The following is an 18,539-nucleotide window of genomic DNA, read 5'->3' as shown; positions in this document are numbered from 1 at the left end:
GCACGCTCCAGCACCACCCGGGCCATGACGGTAGACCCCCAGGCCAAGAGTGGCCAAGGGGCTACCGTCCGCGCAGGGGCCAGGGCGTGCCGCTGGAGCAGCCCCTTGCAGCGCATTTACCTGCTCGCCAGCCAGCCCGGCTTCCTCCCCCCAGGGAGCCGATGCCGAAGAGGCTTGGAGGGGTGCGTCCTAGAAGCTGGCGGTGGCGGTGATGCTGCCGCCGGCGGCCGGGGTGGTGACGGTGTTGTTGCCACCGCCCTGCCAGACGACGTTGCCGCTGCCGTCGCGCTTGAGGCACTTCCACTGCACGGTGGTGTTCGCGGGCAGCGCGTAGGTGCCGCGCCAGGTGGGGTACGCGGTGGGGCTGAGAATCTTGGTGGTGGTGGGGCTCCAGGTGTCGAGCTCCGCGACGCTGCCGGTGACGTAGACGTTCTGGCCCATCACGGTCGTGCCGTTGTTGCACACGAACTCCACGTTGGCGGTGGTGCCGGTGGGCGGCGGCGTGTTGGTGGTCCACACGGTGTAGTCCGTGCCAGTGGCGGCCTGCGTCCAGCCGGTGCCGGGGGTCCAGGAGCCGGTGCCCAGCTTCACCGCCACCTTGCCGCCGATGATGGCCGCGTACAGGCCGCTCTCCGCGCGCTGGATGCTGACGGTGGATTCAGACGTGAGGCCCGCGTTCTTGCGGATGTCCATCAGCGTCTTGATGGAGCTGCCCAGGCCCCAGTTGAAGTAGTGCCCCCAGTAGACGGTGGGGATGCCCGGGTGGGTGAGCACGTAGGCGTAGCCCGTCATCACCTTGGTGCAGGGCACCGGCCAGTGGTTCTGCCCGTTGCCGCACGTCTCGCTGGGGCCGGTGTCGTGGTTGTCCACGAAGGTGACGTGGCGGCTGGCCCACCAGCCGATGCCGCCCGCGGGCTTGCCGTCGGACGCCTTCAGGCGCGTGTAGTTGTTGTTGGTGAGCGCGTCGTTGAGCAGGCCCTTGGTGGCGAAGTCGAACGCGGCGCAGGAGCCCGTGGTCGCGTCCACCCAGTTGGTGATCTGCTGCTTCCAGTTGTTGGGGTTGTTCGCGTCGAAGTAGTTCGTCGGCCAGAACTCACCCACGCAGAACCACGGGTCGGTCGCGGTGACGTACTCCTTCACGTAGCTGCCCGCGAAGCCCTTCACGAAGTCGAACCGCCAGCCCGCGAAGCCCACGCCCTTCAGCCGGGTGCCCATCCACGTCTTCAGGTCCGCGCGCACGTTCGCCTGCGAGTGGTCCAGGTCGCGCGCCGCGGCGTAGCCCTCGCCGCTGTCCGCGTTGCCGCAGGCGCTCGGCCACTCGTCACCCGCGGCCACCGCGCTGCAGCCGCTCCAGGTGGGGTTGGTGAAGTCCGCCCAGTTGGCGGTGCCCACGCGGTGGTTCACCACGATGTCCGCGATGGGCTTGACGCCCTGCGCGTTGAGCGCGGCCAGCGCCTGGGTGAGCTCCGCCTCCGTGCCGTAGCTGGAGTTGAGCACGTTGAGCTGCCGGGGCAGGTAGCCCTGCGTGGACGCCGCGTCCGAGGGCGGCGGCAGCCAGATCATCGTGAAGCCCGCGGCCTTCACCGCGGCCGCGTTGTTCTTCACCGTGTTCCACCACCCGCCCGCGCTGGCGGAGTTCCAGTGGAAGCCCTGGATCATCACATCGGTGCTGGCGCCATCCAGCGGCTTGGCCACGGCGGGCGCGGCGGCGAACAGGCCAGCCGTGGAGACGACCAGCAGTCGGGTCTTCAACGTCATCGGGGGACCTCGGGGTTGTGGGGGGAAGCGCGGGCAAGCTAGTCCTGCCTTCCGGCACGGACCAGGACTCCCCGTTGAAGGGCACCCTCCCACCCCGTGCTTCCGAGGAGACGGCGCAGTGCGTTGGGCTGTGCAGGACGCAGGAGGTGTCTAGAATCCCACCCTCCCCTGTCCTCCCCTGTAGGTGTCGCCCTTGATTGAACAAGAGACTGCCCTTCCGGCCACCGCTTCCGCCGAGGAACCGCGCTGGGCCTGGCCCCCGCTGTTCGGCCTCTTGGAGGTGCAGTTCGGCGCCGCGGTGGGCTACCTGCAGACGGCGGTGCCGTACTGGCTCGCGAAGGACGGGATGCCGCTGGCGGAGATTGGCGTGCTGTCCGGCACGGCGTTCTCACCGCACGCGTGGAAGCTGTTGTGGGTGCCGCTCATCGACCTGGGGCCGTGGCGCCGCGTCTGGTACGGCGTGAGCACGCTGCTCACCGCGCTGTTGCTCCTGGCGTGCGCGATGTTCCCGGAGCCCGCGCGGCACCTGGGCGTCTTCACGCTGCTGCTCACGGCGTTGCAGGCCGCGGCGACGACGGCGCACGCGGCGCTCAACGGGCTGATGGCCACGACGTCCAAGCCGTCCGACAAGGGGCGCACGGGCGGCTGGCAGATGGCGGGCAACGTGGGCTCCACCGCGATGATGGGCGCGCTGGCCATCTTCCTGGCGACCCAGTTCTCCCGGCAGGTGGCGGGCATCGTGCTGGCCACGCTGGTGCTGGCGAGCGGCGCGGGCATCTTCTGGATCACCGAGCGGCATGACCCCTCCACCGTGCCCACGGGGCCGTTGCTCAAGGCGGCGGTGGACCGGGTGAAGAGCATCGTGATGGACCTGGTGAAGACGGCCTTCAGCCGTGACGGGCTCATCATGCTGGTGCTCTGCCTGGCGCCGGTGAGCTGCGGCGCGCTCAGCAACCTCTTCAGCGCGATGGCGGGCGCGTACCAGGTGCCGGAGCACACGGTGGAGATGGTGAACGGGCCGGGAATGGCCGTCACCGGCGCGGTGGGTTCACTGATGGGCGGCTGGCTGTCGGACCGGATGAACCGCAAGCTCGCGTACGCGCTGATGGGCGGGGCCACCGCGATGTGCGCGTTCGCCATGGCGGCGGGGCCCATGACGACGGACACGTACATCTGGGGTTCGCTCGCGTACAGCTTCGCGAACGGCGCGGGCTTCGCGGCCTTCGCCGGCATGGTGCTGGAGATGGTGAACGACGGCGCGGCGGTGACGACGAAGTACTCGCTCTTCGTCGCGGCCTCCAACTTCGCCATCAGCTACACGACGGCGCTGGACGGGCACGCGTCGGAGTTCCGCGGCATCGGCACGCGCGCCACCATCGCGGCGGACGGGCTGATTACCCTGGTGGGCATCAGCATCGTGGCGCTCATCTTCGTGCTCTTCCTGCGCAAGAAGCCCGCCGCGGTGGCCGCCACCGCGTGAGTGCCATGGCCCCTGCATCCGTCGAGGTCGTCCCCTACCGGCCGGAGCTGCGCGAGCACTTCGCGCGGCTCAACCGGCAATGGATTGAGAAGGACTTCCGCATCGAGGGCTCGGATGAGGCCTCGTTCGCGGATCCCCACGGGATGTTCGTGGCGCCGGGGGGCGAGGTGTTCTTCGCGCTCGTGGACGGACAGGTGATGGGCACGTGCGCGCTCAGGCGTGAGGACGCGGACACGTTCGAGCTGTGCAAGATGGCGGTGGCCCCGGAGGCGAGGGGCCGCGACCTGGGCGACGCGCTGATGCGGGCCGCGCTGGTCACGGCCCGGCAGCGTGGCGCGAAGCGGATGGTGCTGGTGACGAACAGCGCGCTGGGGCCCGCGCTGGGCCTGTACCGCAAGCATGGCTTCGTCACCACGCGCGAGGGCCCGGAGATTGCCCGGGAGACGGGATACTCGCGCGCGGACGTGGAGATGGCCGTCACGCTCTGACGGCAGGCGGGCTGACACGTCAGCCCCTGGGCCTGCCACGTCAGGGTCATGGGGAAGGCCCACCCCTTCGCCGGCCGCCCGAATGGTTCCAGCCGGTTGGGACTCGAACATCCCTGGCATTCAGTCTGCATTTGCAGGGCCGCACCCCTGCGAGGCACGCCTCACGGGGAACGTCACCCAACCCAAGGCGGACACCCATGACCCAGTACAATGATTTGTTCTTCCGTGTGAACACCGGTGACACCGGTGAGCGCAACTTCGGGAACGAGCCGACGAACACCATTGCCTATCAATCGCCGGACATCATTCCCCAGGGCCTCACCCCCACGCTCAATCCGGCGGAGTTCTTCGCCGGGAACTACAGCTCGGATGTGGGGCAGAACCTGACTGAGAGCGGCGACAACTACATCTACCTGCGCGCCAAGAACCTGGCGGGAGCAGCCCAGTCCGGAAGCGTGTCGCTGTATGCCGTGCCGGCGAGTCTGCTCTTGTACCCCTACCTGTGGGCGGACAATGAGTTGCAGACCAGCGACAAGAACGTCGACAACGGGAACAAGAACATCATCAAGGCCGACAGCGGCAAGATTGCCGTGACGGACAACCCGTTCGTCTGGAGGGCCCCCACCCCGGACCACTACTGCCTCATCTCCCGGGTCTCCACCACGGCGCACCCGAACGCTGTTCCCACCGCGGCCGTGGGTAACATGGACCAGCTGACGGAGTTCATCCTGGACAACCCGGGGTTCGGCTGGCGGAACGTCACCATCGTGGATGCCAACAAGCCGGACTACACCACCAAGGGCATCAACTTCGATCAGGGCACCTCCTCGGCGATGGTGACCTTCGACATCAAGTGCGTGAACGTGCCCGCGGGGGCGAGCGTCGCCTTCTCGGCGGGCACTCCGGGGCCTTCGCCTCTCATCAGCCTGGGGAAGACGACGGTGCCCGAGACGCTTCCGGACCAGAGTGGCAACCGCAACTGGCACACCGGAATCGACTGCCTCGTGCCGGCTGACTACAAGACGACCATTGACTATTCGTACTGGTCCAACAACCTCGCCCCGCTTCCGGGGATGTCCATCACGGTCCGGGTCCTCCCGTTCGTCTCTGATGACCACCGGCTCTACGGCCGGCTCTTCACGCCGGAGCAGCTGGGGATGTCTCCCGAGCGGAGCAAGGCGCTGGCGGGCAAGCGCGGCATCGTGCTCGGCTCCCACACCACCGTCTTCCGCTGAGCGGCGCGGCACGCCTTGAGAAATGAAAGCGGCCACCGGCTCTTGAGCCGGTGGCCGTTTTTCGTTGGAGCCGCGGTGCTTCAGCGCTTCGTCACGCGGGCTTCCCCCAGGACCATGGACCAGTTGTTCATGACCTCCGTGGGCTGGGCGGCGCCATAGGTCTGGCTCTGCAGGGACGTCTTCGTGTTGAGGTGGCTGCTCATGTAGATGAGCCGGCTCATGGCAGGCCCCGGCTGCTGGTTTCCCTGGAGCGCGTCCTTGAACCGCGCGCCGAGATAGCCCGGAGGAATGCTCTGGTAGTTCAGCCGGACCCGGATGGAGGCCCACGAAGGAATCTCCGCCAGGGGAACCTGGTACACCAGCGTGTCTTCGCCCTCGGCCTCCTGGGGATGGCTGTCGTTGGGGTAGTCCGGGTCGCTCTCAATGGCGGGCTGGGTTCCCTGGACCGCGCTCAAGGGCATGGTGATTTGAGCCAGCTGGTAGAGGTCCAGCCCCAGCTGAAGCTCGCCGGACTTGCGCAGGCTCGGCGGCTTCCAGCCCGCGGGGAGGATCCGGTTGTCCTTCAAGTCCTTGAACTGCTGGAGCTCCAGGCTGGTGACCTTCTTGACGTCGTCCATGACGCGGACCTCGTAGATTTGGACCTGGTCCTGCCGCTGGAGGGTCTGGAAGTGCGGCTGGAGCTGGCCGGGGTCTGACGAGAACTCGCTGGTGAGGATGTTGTCGCCATTGGCATTGCAGGGGCCATTGCAGATGGCGCCTTGCGCGTTGGGTTGTCCCGACGCCCAGAGCGCCTTGCCGGACGCGTCCAGGACCTCGAACTGGATGAACGCCCGGCGGAAGCCCGCGCCGCTGGGGAACTTGTGGCCCGCGTTGTTGCTGAGGGTGACGGGGACGCTCAGCATGCCGTTGTCCGTGGACATGTTCCCCAGGGAAACCTGCACGGCGGGGAGCCGCGGATTGTAGGAGCCCTGGGCCGTGCTGTACGCGAGGTCCAGGATGGACTGCTCGGCGTTGAGCAGGTTCTGCGCGACCACGTAGTTGCGTCTGGCATCCGTCAGCGGTGCGACGGTGCCATCCGGGAAGCGCAGGGCGAGGAAGAGGTCATCCAAGAGGAGCACTTCGCCACTCCGGCCGGTGAAGTTCAGCTCCAGCCGCCGGGTGTCCGCGCCCACGGCCATGGTCGCCTGACGCGCCTGCCACCTCGACTGTCCCGGGTCGACCGCGAGCGGAGGTGTCGTGGACGCCGCGACTCCTTGCGCGTTGAAGGTGCGCACGACGAGCTCACCGCAGGAGAGCTGGTCGCACCAGGCGGTGGCGCCCCAGAGGAGGGTCGTCTTGCCGCCTCCCTTCTGGAGGGCGTCCTGGTATCGGCTGAGGTCGATGCTCAGCGTCGCGCTGCCCGGGTTGAGCTGGAAGAAGTAGCGGCCGTGGCTCGGGTGGATGGAGCGGCCGTGGTCGCCCGTGACCTTCTGGACGGCGGCGATGGCGCTTTGCTCGCTCCAGCCCTTCGTGTTGCCATCCTCCGCGCCCGGGTTGGGGACGAGGTTGGGCGTGCGGTTCAGGATGTCTGGGGATTGGAGGTAGGGCGGGATGCGTGAGTCCTGCGACAGGTAGAAGTCCAGCCCGAGCACGTCCGGGAACTGCTGGAACATCTCGTGAACGAACAGGTTGATGCCCAGCAACGTGTGCCGGTTGTATTCGCGCGCCACCGGGGGCGGACTGCCCTGGTAGAAGGGGTCCAGGTCGTCGTTGTACTGCGCCACGTACACGCGGTTGTCGTGGGGGGATGACGGCGAGGTGAGCGGCATGTGGCAGCCCTGACACGTCGTCTTGGAGTCGGGGTAGCCGCTGTTGAGCCACTCGAAGTAGGTGGTCTGCTCATAGGCGAGCGCGACACAGGGGTCCTTCGTGAAGTTGCCGTTGGCGTCGAAGGTCGTCTGGCTGGCGTCGCAGCTCGCGGGGCGCTCGTAGCCTTCGCTCGCGTCGGAGATGCGCATGCCAGGCCTGTAGTTGGTGGGGACCTTGGGGAGGATGACGACGTGGCAGGCGCCGCAGACCATGGAGTCGCGCAGGTAGCTGTGTCCGTCCACGTGCGCCGCGGTCTCCAGGCTCACCCCCGCAGCGGCCATGGGCTTCGCGTTGAGGCCGAAGTCAGGCCCGAGGATGGCGCCGGGGTGCAGGTTCATGGACGAGGTGAAGGGGAAGGACGGCGGCGTTTGCGTCTTCTTCTCCTCCGCGCTGACCAGCCGGTCCGAGACGCCCGCGCCGAAGAGGTCTCCGTCGGAGCCATAGAAGAAGCCGTAGTCGGCGCCATCCCAGGGCTGGCCCTCCTTCGGCGCCATGGAATGACAGACGGCGCAGGAGAGTCCGTCCCGGGCCAGCGCGCCGTAGGTCGCGTATTGCGAACCCGCCGAGGAGGCCGAGGGGAACGGGTTCTTGTAGGGCGCGCCCTCTGGCGTCGCGTAGAGGGTGAAGTGGTCGAACGGGGCGTTGTTGGCCAGGGCCTGGCGCTCCGCCAGGGGGGAATGGCATCGCAGACAGAGCTGGTCCACCTGGTAGGGCTGGTGAGGAGACAGCGAACGGGTCGTCTCCACCTGCGCGAGGAAGACAGGGTCCCGGCCCGCCAGGGCCTTGATGGAGGCGCTCCAGTCTCCGAAGGGGGACCAGTTGGCGGACAGGTTCATGGGGCCCGCGCCACCGCTCGGCCAGAGGCTGTTGACCGTGGGCTGCTGCCAGAACGCCATCTCCGGCAGGTCGCTGCCCTGGGCCTTCCAATCCGAGTCATGGCAGGACTGGCACACCAGCGAGGAGTTGAAGTCCTGGCTGCCAAGGTTCAGTCCGTTGTGCGCGATGTCCAGGTTCCGGGGCGGCAGTTTGACGAGGTCAGCGCTCTGGATCCTGGGCAGCTGAACACCCAGCTGCGTCGAGTAGAACTTCAGGAATGCCTGGGCCTCGTCGCTGGACTCGGCGAGGGGCGTGAGCAGGGCATTGCCTCGCGGGAACACGGGATAGGGCGGAGGGACGAGGCCATCCCCTCCGCTGCCGCTCGTGGCCAGGACGGCTGGCTTGGGCGCCCCGCTCCGCACGACCACCGCGGCCGCGATGGCGAGCCCTACGCCCGCCGCGACAATCACATGACGCGCATATCTCGTCTTCATGGGTTCACCTCGGTGGAATGGGAGCGGCGGAACTGCGCTGGGGACGCGGCGGGAGCGGGCAGCGCCTCCCACCGGTTCATCCAGAAGGCGGCCTGGGGCCACCGCTGTTCCTGGCGGTAGTAGACGCCGCGTGTGCGTTGATGGTCCTGGAACCGCGCGTTCAGCGTGGACTCGTAGGCCTGGAGCGCGTCCGCGTCGCCGCTCAGACAGCGCTCCAGCGCGTCGGCGGCCAGGAGCGCGGAGTCCAACGCCTTGGTGATGCCCTGGGAGGACAGCGGATCATAGGTGCACGCCGCGTCGCCCACGGCGAGCCACTGTTCCCCCCGTGGCCGGTCCAACTGTCCGACGAGCACGGGCACCGCGATGAGCGCCTCGCCGGCGAAGTCACAAGCGTCCAGCCGCGCCCAGGTCACCGGCGCCTGCTTCAGCAGGTTCATCCAGGGCTCGGGCGTGGCCCAGCGCAAGCCACGCAAGGAGTCGCCATCGCCGACGAGCGCGACGACGACCCGCCCCCTTGGCAGCAACGCCGAGTACCACCAGCCCTCCGGGCAGGACTCCACCAGCGCGTGGGTGGGGAAGGCCGCGCCGCCCTGAAGCTGGAAGGCGCCATACACGGCGAAGCAGCGGTCGCTCACGAGCCGCCGCGCGCCGCGTGCCGAGGCGAAGGTGGCCTTGCCTCCCGTGGCGTCCACGACGAAGCGTGCCCGCAGCGTGCTGGGGTCTGCTCCCCCATGGGACAGGCGGAGCCGATAGCCGTGGCGCCCCAGGGATTCCGAGTCCACCAGGGTCGTCGCCCGCAGCACCCGAGCGCCTTGCCGGGCGGCTTCGACGCTCAGCCGTTCGTCGAAGCGCGTCCGGTCCAGGTGCCAGGCGGAACCCCAGGGGGACATCATCGTGTCATTGAAGCCCGGCTCCGCCCTGCCCCAGCATGACGCCGTGCCGCGGGAGGCAAGGTGTCCATCGCGCAGGAAGCTTTCCCAGACGCCGAGCCGTGACAGCGACAGGCGGACGTCCGGCGGCAGGGTTTCCCCCAGCCGGGGGGCGTCATAGGTGGTCCGCTCGACCAGGGTGACGGAGAGCGACGGCGCCTTCCTCCTCAAGGCCACGGCCATGGCCGCGCCCGCGGGGCCGCCGCCAATGACGGCCACGTCGCAGGAGTCCTCGCTCACGAGTTGGCCACCTTGGCGAGGGCCGGTTCCTCTTGGCCCGTGGCGGGCGCGTACGTCCGCTCCACCTCGATGAACGTGGGCGCGGGCGGCAGTCCTGGCGCGGCCTCAGGGCCCTGCTGGGGGGCGGGGGCATCCGACCGCTTGAGGACGAAGCCCAATTCCTTCCAGTGGAAGACCATGTCCTCGTCCTTGTCGAAGTTGATGTCCGTCGGACGCGTCCAATAGTCCTGGTGCCACTGCTGGTCGTCTCCCAGGTAGCTCACGAAGTAGGGCCGTTGGGCGGGCCACCACCAGAGCGACGTCCCCTGGACGGTCTGGTTGGAGCACTCGTTGAAGTCGGCCTGCCATGGCAGCGCCATGTATTTGCTGGCATCCCCCGGCTCCAGGCCCAGCCCGTCGTGCGGATTGATGCTCCACTGGAGCGGCTGGCCCTCGGTCCTGTCGCGGTGCTTGAAGCGGAAGCCCGCGGCCGGGTCGTCCTGGAAGAAGTTCGCGTCCCGGGCAATCCACGTCATCTCGATGCCCGGGCAGAACGCGCCGCCCACGCAGTTCTCCAGCACGGCGCGGTCCAACCGCGCTCCCTCCGACGCGGGGGACTTGGGGGGCGAGTGGTCGACCTTGCCGGCACTGTATTGCTGGAGGAGGAAGTACTGGGTCCGCGTGAGGCTCAGGAACTTCCGGGGGATGGTGTCGGAGATGGGGTTGTCGCCCGCCATCTTCGGCATGAGGTCCGGCGTCGGCACGTTGACGTCGTCGGGGTTCCGGATTCGCTGAAGGAAGCGGGGGCCCAGGTTACCGCCCTGGATGGCGTCGTGTCTGCCATTGCCCTGCGGGCCCACGTCAGCGACCCACTGGTAGGCGGCGGGGCGGCTGAGGATGGGAAGAAGGTCGGCCTGGAAGTTGGGCGTGTAGTCCTGCTGGAACTGCCCACCCTGGTAGAGCCCGGGGACGAGCCCCCGCTGGGTGACGAAGGTGTCGAAGAGCGTGTCGTAGAGCGTGATGACGTTGAGGATTTGTGGCGCGTACCCGGGGGGCCCCACCACGACCCACGCGGGGAACTCCACCTCATGCTCCGAGTTGTCATCCATGACCAGCGTCGCGGTGACGGGCCCGTCCGAGATGTCATCCCACCAGAAGGTGTTGTTGGCGTACGTGTCCAGCCGGGGCTGGGGGTAGGCGTTCGTGTCGATGAACCCCTGCGCCTGGGTCACCTGATCGGACGTGAGCCCCAGGCTGGGGGCCGTGAGGACGGAGGCGACGGCGGCATCGAACGCCGCCTGGGTGTCGTAGCCAATGTCCGCGATGCTCTTCAGCGCCATGAGGATGGCCTGCGCCTTCCCGCTAAGGCCGCTCACCTTCTCCAGCGTGTGGTACCGCGCCCAGGCCTCCAGCAGGCCACTCGTGATGTCATAGCGAACCGACACGCCGGACTTGCCGTAGCCGCCTACCGCGTGGAGATAGCCCCGGGCATCCGTGACGAGCTTTCCCAGGGTGGTGATGTCGCTGCCTTCGGGGAGGAGTCGCGAAGGGCGGGCCGACGCGGGGAGCAGCTCACACTGCACGGTGGTGGGACCGCCCGCGCTGCCCAGGCAGGTGACGGTGCGCGGCCCCGCGTCGAGGATGAGCGCGTTGCGGTCATTCCCCACGGTGCGAGGATTTCGCAGCGGGTGGTCGACGGCGTAGGTGCCGTCCGCACCCTGTTGCTGCCGGAACTCGTACCAGGCGGACTTCTTGTTGGCCAGGTGGACCGTCCAGCGGATGTCTTTGATTCCGCCCTCACCCGGCTGGACCCTGCGCCCGTTGGAGCCGGGCGAGTCGTAGGCGTGGATTTGAAAGCGCGCCGCCTGTCTGCGCACCGCCATGCTGGCATCGCGAAACCGGGTCACGCTGCCGCCCGCCACCTCCAGCGGCAGTCCTCCTGCCTCCTCGGGACCGAGGTAGTAGTCCTCGCTGTCTCCGACGCGGGCCACGCCGATGGCCGGGTGAATCTTGTAGGTCGTGCTCATGCCTTTGCTCCTCGCGGTGGGGAAGGAGCTGATGCAAAAGACACTCCCCTCAAGGGAAGCGCAGAAATTCCAGAAATACTGCACATTCTACAGACGGGGGCCATGTCCCGGCAGTGGCGGACGTGGCCATTGACGCGTCAAGGATTGGCCATGACGTGTCAGCTCCAAAAAGAAGCGCCGCGTCCCTGTGCGGGGCGCGGCGCTGGGGTGTGGGGCTTCGGGCTGGGGCCTACTTCGTGTGCACCGTCACGTCAGCGGAGAGGCCGGCGCGCAGGGCCAGGCCTTGCGGCGGGTGCACCCAGGAGATGCGCACGGGTACGCGCTGCACCACCTTGACGAAGTTGCCGGACGCGTTGTCGGGCGGCAGCAGGGAGAAGCGGGAGCCGGTGCCTCCAGAGAGGCTCTCCACCTTGCCCTCCAGCTTCTCACCGGAGAAGGCGTCCAGCTCCACCTCCACGCGCTGACCGGGCTGCATGTGACCCACCTGCGTCTCCTTGAAGTTCGCCACCACGTAGGTCGTCGTGGGCACCAGCTCCGCCACGGCCTGGCCGGGGGTGAGCAGCTGGCCCGCGTGCACGGACAGCTTGGACACCTGGCCGTCCGCCGGGGCGACGACGCGCGTGTCCTCCAGCTGGAGCTTCGCCTGGTCGAGCGCGGCCTCCGCGCCCTTCACCCGCGCGTGCGCCAGCGACGCGCTGGCCTGGGCGGCGGCGATCTTCTCGTCGATGGGGGCGCTCACGTCGAGCTGGCCCCTGGCCTCCGCCACCTTGCTCTCCGCGGTGCGCCGGCCCTCCTCCGCCAGGGCGAGCTGCGCGCGGGCGCCTTCGAGCGCGGCCTGCGCCGTCTCGTTGGCCGTCTGCGCGTCATCCAGCGCGCTCTGCGCCACCACGTTCTGCTGACGCAGGCTCTGGGTCCTATCCAGGTCCAGCGTGGCCTTGCGGGCCTGCGCCTCCGCGCGAGTCAGCGCCGCGCGGGCCGCCGCCACCTGCGCCTGGGCGCCGCTCACCGCGGACGTGCTCGTGGACACGAGCGCCTTCGCGCTGGAGAGGCCACCCTTCGCGCCGGCCTCCGCCACCGTGGCCTGCGCGTCCGCCGCGACGGCCTGGGCGCGCGCGGACTCCAGCTCGGCCTCCGCCTGCTTCACGCGCGCCTCATACGGACGCGGGTCGATTTGAAGGAGCACGTCGCCCTGGTGCACGGTGGCGTTGTCCAGCACGGCCACCTTCACCACGGGGCCGGACACGCGCGCGGCCAGGGGCACCACGTCCGCCTCCACCTGCGCGTCGTCGGTGGTCTCCTGCCCGGCCGTGACGATCTTGAAGCCGCCAATGGCCAGCACGATGGCCGCCACGACGCCACCGAGGATGAGGAAGCCCCTCTTGCCGCGCTTCGCCTGCGCCGCGGAGGCGGGCGCGGGCGCCGCTTCGGGGACGAGTTGGGGAGCAGTCGTTGTCGTTGCCATGTCTTAAATCTCCACGTCGATGTGCGGTTTCTCGTGGGAGCCCCCGACGCTCGGGGGGTCCTTGAGGAAATAGATGAGCGGCAGCACCACCACGAACATCAGCGACGCCAAGACAAAGAGCTTGTCGAACGCGAGCACCATGGCCTGCCGTGACACGTTGCCCACCATCATCTGGAGGCTGGCCATGCTGGCGCTCGCGGCGTCCAGGCCGTGCTGCATGAGCCCCTTCTGCGTGGCGGCCATGCGGCTGGCGACCTCCCACCGCTCCGGGTTCAGGTGCGCCGCGATGGAGGCCTTGGACAACACGGTGTAGCGCGACAGGAGCGTGGTGAAGATGGCCAGGCCCACGGACCCGCCAATCTGGCGCAAGAGGGAGTTGAGTCCCGTCGCGTCCGCCATCCGCTCGCGCGGGATGCTGCCGAGCGCCGTGGCGCTGAGCGGCACGAACATCATGCTGAAGCCCACGCCCTGCAGCGCGATGGCCGCGATGATGTTGCTGGAGCCGGTGGAGAGCGAGAAGTGGCTCATCTCGAACGCGCCGAAGCCCGCGAACACGATGCCTATGCCCACCAACACCCGCGCCGGCACCTTGCCGTACAGCCGCCCGACGATGGGCATCATCACCATCATCACCAGCGTGCGAGGCATCAGCGAGAGGCCGGACTGCGTCGCGGTGAAGCCCAGGAGCTCCTGCATGAACACCGGCAGCAGGAACATGCTGGCCATGAGCACCGCGAACACCAGCGCGCCCAGGAGCGTGCCGGACGCGAACACCGGGTCCTTGAACAGCCGCAGGTTCACCGCGGGCGCCTCCGCGGTCAGCTCGCGGATGACGAAGGCGATGAGGCACGTGGCGGAGAGGAGCGCGCAGATGATGATGATGGGGGACTCGAACCAGTCATCCGCCTGCCCCTCCTCCAGGAAGTACTGGAGCGAGGCCAGGCCCATGCAGAGCAGCGTGATGCCGGACCAGTCCATGTGCTTGCGCTGCTTCTCGGCCTCCTGGCGCGCGGTGGCGCGCAGCTGTTCGTCCTCCTGGACGAAGCGGGCCACCATGAAGAAGCCCAGGATGCCCACCGGCACGTTGATGAAGAAGATCCAGGACCAGTGCCAGTTGTCCACGATGTAGCCGCCCAGCGTGGGACCAATGGCGGGGCCCACCATCACGGCCATGCCGAAGATGGCCATCGCGGTGCCCTGCTCCTTCGGCGGGAACGTCTGCCGGAGGATGGCCTGCTCGGTGGGTTGAAGCGCGCCTGCCCCTAGACCCTGGAGGAAGCGGAAGAGCACCAACGTGGGCAGGTTCCACGCGAAGCCGCACAGGAACGACCCCGCCACGAAGAGCACCAAGCACGCCAGGTACACGCGCTTCTGGCCGAACATGCGGCCCAGGAAGCCCGTGAGCGGCATCACCATCACCGTGGCGATGACGAAGCCGGTGGTGGCCCAGGTGATCTCCTGCACCGTGGCGCCGACAGCGCCGCGGATTTGAGGCAGCGCCACGCTCACGATGGACGAGTCGATGGCGCCCATCAGCGTGCCGAACGTCACCGACAGCGTGACGAGCCACTTGTTGACGGGGGCCTTGGGCGTTGCCGGCGCCAGGACCTCCGGTGTTGCGACGGCTGTCGCCATGTCAGTCGACCTCGATGCCCTTCAAGAAGACGCGGAGAATCTCCTCCGCCCAGGCGGCTGCCGGAGGGTTCGCGGCGTCGTCCTCGCGCAGGCGGTCCAATGCGCCGCGCACCATTCCCATCAGGAGATTCGGGTAGAACGCGCGCCCTTCCGCGCGGACCTCCCCGGCATGGATGCCCCGGTCGAGGATGACCGACACGCGCTTGCTGAGCTCCGCCAGGATGCGGCTCTTGCGCGCCGGGTCCTCCGGCAGCTGCACCAGCACCCGCACGAACGCGTCGCGCTCCGCCGCATGGGCGAACAGCGCCGTCACGAAGGCGCGCAGCTGTTCGCGAGCGGGCCGCTCCGCCACGGGAGCCAGGGCCGCGTCCAGCCGGTCCAGCATCATCTGGCGGCGCTTCGCGCGCAGCGCGTCCAGCAGGGCCGCGCGGTCGGTGAAGTGGTTGTAGAGCGTCCCCACCGACACGCCTGCCTGCTCGGCGATGGACTCCATCTTCGCCGCGTGCAGGCCGTCCCGAGCGAACACCGCCGCGGCCGCCAACAGGATGGCGTCAGCGGTGGCTTCCTTCAGACGAGAGCGCAGCCTTTTGACGGGCGCCTCAGATTTTGAATCTCGATTCATTCTCTGAAGGGAGATTTAACCTTCCCCCCGCCGGAGTCAAATCGGCCTGGGGTTCCAGAGGGACGAAGCAGCCGAACGCAAGAAGGGCCGGCGGGAGTGCGCTCCGCCGGCCCTTCCTGGGGTGCTTCTGGATTTCAGCGACGGCGGCTCAGGGGGTGAGCATGCCCAGCTTGGGGGCGGGCAGCTCCACGGACAGCTCCTGGGTGAGGCCCTCGGTGGCGTGGAAGCCCTTGCCGCTCACCTCGCCCGCGCGGAACAGCGCCCAGCTCTGGAGGCCGCGCTGGAACGAGCGCGTCATGTGCCACAGCTCCAGGCCGCTGTTGGCGACGAAGAGGTACATCGTCCGCTTCGGGTTCCAGGGGTTGGGCAGCGCCAGGGCGAGGCCGTCATCCGCGCGGCCGTACGTCTTTCCCTGCCAGCGGAAGAAGCGCCGGCCCAGTTCGACAGGCAGCTTCTTCTCCGCCGCCAGGCGCGCCATGAGCCCGTTGTCCTCCAGGCCGCCGAAGACGACCAGGTCGCGGTCCGCCAGCTCCGCGTCCGTCACCTCGGCGTCCGGCTTGAGCGGGGCCAGGCGCTCCGGAGACGCGTCCGCCAGCTGCTCGCGGTAGTTCGTCGCCAGCGTGCGCATGGACTCCACCTGGCGCGCGGAGCCGTACACGAAGAGGAGCTTGTCCCAGTCATCCAGCGTGTTGGCCAGGGTCTGGTAGCGCTCGCGGGCCACGGGGATGTCGTTGCCCACGTTGAACACCACGCGCACCGGCCGGTCCGGGACCTTCACGGTGAAGGTTTCGCTTCCGCCCTTCACCTCCACGCGCTCCAGCACGGCGCCCTTCTCCGTCTGCACCTCCACCAGCGTGGCGAAGCGCCAGGGCGTGCCGGACTGCTCCACCTTCAGCGTCACCTCGAAGCCCTCCTTCGCCTTCTGGGCGCGGGAGGTGAGGCGCGGCGCGGGCAGGCCCCCGCGCTCCACCCACTGCTTCACCCACGGCCCCACGTCCTGGCCCGCGGCCTCTGAAGCGGTGCGGATGAAGTCCTGGGTGGTGAGCTTCTTGTTCGCGAACTTCGTGTGCACCGCACCCATCACCTTGGCGAACTTCGCGTTGCCCAGGGTCAGCCGCAGCTGGTGCAGCAGGTACGTGCCCTTGATGCGAGGCACCGCGTACTGGCCATAACGGCCGTAGTCCGTGCGCGCGGCGGTGGGCACCACGTCGCCCTCGCGGGCCGTGACGTAGAGGTAGCGGGCGTTGAGGTCCGCGAGCGCGTCGCGCTGGGCGTCGAAGGCCTTGGAGAGGTCATCCCCTTCCGGCAGGTCCCTGAGCAGCGTCCAGTACGCCGCCGAGCCGCTGCCGAACCAGTTGTCCGCGTCCGTGGCGGGGAACACCGTGTTGGCCCAGAGCTTCTTCTCGTCGAAGCCGAGCGCGTCCTTCACGCGAGCGAAGTCGCGCTTGGGCTTGTCCGCCTTGGGCTCCGGCTTCTGCTTCGCCTTGGCTGCCTTCAGCTGATCCGCGACGTAGATGGGGCTGAAGGCGGTGTAGCCCAGGGACAGGTGCGGGGTGGCGCCGGGCAGGTCCGGAATCCAGCGGCTGCCCACCATCTTCTCGCGCAGCGTCGTCTTGCCGTAGTGGGCCAGGAACATCAGCTTCTCGGTCATCTCCGACGTGGTGACCTTGCCGTCACACGCGTGGGGCCGGTTGATGGGGCTGGACGCCATCATGCGCGTGGCGCTGTCCACGTCGAAGCCGCCCTTGCCGTACTTCGCGTAGGCCTCCTGGAAGGCGATGTCGCGGTTCCAGGTGTTGAAGGCCAGGTCCACCGGAGCGTTGCTCGAGTTGGGCACGGACTCCTTGCGGACCTCCGGGTCGCGGTTGTTGTTGTTGGCCCAGATGAAGTCCTTGAGGTTTCCGGGCGTGTCCCCGGCCTTGCCCTTGCTGCCGGTGCGCCACAGCCGCGTCTTCGCGGTGCCCAGCAGAAGGCATGCGCCCTCATCCGTCTTGGTGTCCGCGAGCGTCCAGTCGTTGGTGTAGAGGCCGTTGTTGCGGTCCTTGAGGATGCGCTCCACGTCGTCGATGGAGTTCGCGTACTGCACGGCCTTGCGGATGCGGTTGCTCTGCGGGGTGCCGTCGATGTTGAAGGGCGTCTGGCCGACGGTCGTCTCGCCGATGACGATGCCCGCGTCGTTGAGCATCCAGTCGGAGCCGCTGTGGATGCCGCCCGGGAAGGTCTGCATCACGAAGCGGTGGCCCTTGGTGGGCTGCACGTCCAGCATCACGTCCCAGTGGACGCCGGTGTAGCCGTTCCACATGAAGATCTGGCCCATGACGACGCGGCCGTCCTTCGTCGCGGACTTGGTGGCCACGAAGGACGAGCAGTGGTCGCCCTCCCCTGCCCGGCCGTTCTCATCCTCACCCTTGAGGAAGGTGCGGCCGGAGAGCGGGGACGCGGTGACGCGGTTGGCGTCCTCCAGCTGGCCCAGGTCCACGGCGGAGTTGATGGCGACGACATCGAGCACGTCCAGGTCGCGCTCCTTGCCATCCGGGCCCTTGAACTTCGCGCCGCCCACGTTGGCGCCGTCGGCGATGCCCTTCATCTCCTCCAGGTACTCGGGGTCGAAGCGGCGCAGGAACAGCGAGTCCGCGAGCAGGCGCACCTGCGCCCATCCCTTCGCGGCGTCCGCCTTGTCCTTCTGGATGCCCAGCTTCTCGATGTAGCGGACGATCTCCTGCGACACGAGCTCGCCGTACTGCCGGCCGCGCTCGTAGGGCTCGCCCTCGATGTGCACGTACACCCAGCCGCCGTCGTCGTAGCGGAAGCCCTTGCCGGCCCACCGCACGCTCTCCATGGGGATGTACGAGGTGATGTCGTCCACCTCCTCCACCTTCACATCGTCGAACCACGCGGTGCCGGTGGCCTTGCCGTTGTGGCCCAGGTGCGCGCGCACGCGATCACTGGACTGGGTGGCGAAGAACAGCGCCTGCACGCGGCCGCTGGAGTCCGCGCCCTGCGGAGGAGAGCAGTTGGTGAAGGGGAAGCTCTGCATGGACAGACACGCGCCCAGCGCCGTGGGGTAGCGCGCCTGCGCATCCGCCTGCACGCCCTTCGTGCGCACCCAGGCGGAGAGCCGGTAGAGGCGGCCCACCTGGAGCTTCACGGGTTCGGACACAACGGTGGTCTCCGCGCCGCCCTGGGGGCTTTCAATGACGAGGCTGCGGCTGCCCTCCGACTTCGCGTCGGTGCGGGCGGACACCTTGCCCTGGCCCGAGGCCGTCCAGCCCTGGGGAAGGCCGGTGGCGGCGGCGGTTTCAAAGCCGGCGTTGGGGACGGCGATGGAGGCGGGGGCGGCCCAGGCGGTGGCCGAGGCGCAGGCGGCCAGCGTGGGCCAGAGTAGACGGGAGCGCTTCCACATCAGACGCAGGTGGGACATGGCTTGCTCATGGGAAGGAGGAAAGGGTGCGGCATCCTGTCACGTCGTACGCGGGCGTGCTGGCACGCATTGCGTGAGCATGGCGAGAGGTTCACTCCTGGCGCG

General features: G+C 68.4%; 11 protein-coding genes. 3 read left to right on the top strand and 8 right to left on the bottom strand.

Translation table 11 applies throughout. From position 1 onward, the window contains the following. Positions 1–189 precede the first annotated feature (189 nt). Positions 190–1,758, bottom strand: a complete 1,569-nt coding sequence (locus GTZ93_RS36130; RefSeq protein ID WP_139916926.1) for a glucan 1,4-alpha-maltotetraohydrolase domain-containing protein — start codon at positions 1,756–1,758, stop codon at positions 190–192. A gap of 193 nt (positions 1,759–1,951) precedes the next feature. Here GTZ93_RS36130 and GTZ93_RS36125 point away from each other — a divergent pair, with 193 nt between their 5' ends. From GTZ93_RS36125 to GTZ93_RS36115, 3 genes are all read left to right on the top strand, one after another. After that, positions 1,952–3,238: an MFS transporter gene (locus GTZ93_RS36125; protein WP_139916928.1), complete on the top strand. Its 1,287-nt coding sequence runs from the start codon at positions 1,952–1,954 to the stop codon at positions 3,236–3,238. A 5-nt stretch (positions 3,239–3,243) separates the two neighbouring features. Further along, a complete protein-coding gene (locus GTZ93_RS36120; protein ID WP_139916930.1) occupies positions 3,244–3,726 on the top strand; it encodes a GNAT family N-acetyltransferase in 483 nt (160 codons plus the stop codon). 197 nt (positions 3,727–3,923) lie between these two features. Beyond that, entirely contained in the window at positions 3,924–4,961 is a 1,038-nt protein-coding gene (locus GTZ93_RS36115; RefSeq protein ID WP_139916932.1) for a hypothetical protein, read from the top strand. An 80-nt stretch (positions 4,962–5,041) separates the two neighbouring features. Here the strand turns inward: GTZ93_RS36115 and GTZ93_RS36110 are convergent, their stop codons facing one another. From GTZ93_RS36110 to GTZ93_RS36080, 7 genes are all read right to left on the bottom strand, one after another. Continuing rightward, positions 5,042–8,119 (bottom strand): hypothetical protein, encoded by a 3,078-nt coding sequence (locus GTZ93_RS36110; protein ID WP_139916934.1) that lies wholly within the window; start codon positions 8,117–8,119, stop codon positions 5,042–5,044. Beyond that, complete coding sequence (locus GTZ93_RS36105; RefSeq protein WP_139916936.1) at positions 8,116–9,288, bottom strand: tryptophan 7-halogenase; 1,173 nt, start codon at positions 9,286–9,288, stop codon at positions 8,116–8,118. Before GTZ93_RS36105 ends, GTZ93_RS36110 begins: the two co-directional genes overlap by 4 nt. Beyond that, complete coding sequence (locus tag GTZ93_RS36100) at positions 9,285–11,294, bottom strand: LodA/GoxA family CTQ-dependent oxidase (RefSeq protein ID WP_139916938.1); 2,010 nt, start codon at positions 11,292–11,294, stop codon at positions 9,285–9,287. The genes GTZ93_RS36105 and GTZ93_RS36100 overlap by 4 nt, the downstream gene beginning before the upstream one ends. Before the next feature lie 229 nt (positions 11,295–11,523). After that, complete coding sequence (locus tag GTZ93_RS36095; RefSeq protein ID WP_139916939.1) at positions 11,524–12,756, bottom strand: HlyD family secretion protein; 1,233 nt, start codon at positions 12,754–12,756, stop codon at positions 11,524–11,526. A 3-nt stretch (positions 12,757–12,759) separates the two neighbouring features. Then, positions 12,760–14,391, bottom strand: a complete 1,632-nt coding sequence (locus GTZ93_RS36090; RefSeq protein WP_139916941.1) for a DHA2 family efflux MFS transporter permease subunit — start codon at positions 14,389–14,391, stop codon at positions 12,760–12,762. Between the two features lies 1 nt (position 14,392). Next, on the bottom strand, positions 14,393–15,013 hold the full coding sequence (locus GTZ93_RS36085) for a TetR/AcrR family transcriptional regulator (RefSeq protein WP_139916943.1): 621 nt from the start codon (positions 15,011–15,013) through the stop codon (positions 14,393–14,395). Positions 15,014–15,161: 148 nt separating this feature from the next. After that, a complete protein-coding gene (locus GTZ93_RS36080) occupies positions 15,162–18,434 on the bottom strand; it encodes a C45 family autoproteolytic acyltransferase/hydolase (protein WP_139916945.1) in 3,273 nt (1,090 codons plus the stop codon). Positions 18,435–18,539: the final 105 nt, after the last annotated feature.

Origin of the sequence: Corallococcus exiguus (assembly GCF_009909105.1) — a bacterium.
Classification (GTDB): Bacteria; Myxococcota; Myxococcia; order Myxococcales; family Myxococcaceae; genus Corallococcus; species Corallococcus exiguus.
Note: the sequence above shows the minus strand (reverse complement) of the source record. Positions and strands in the feature narration are given on the sequence as shown.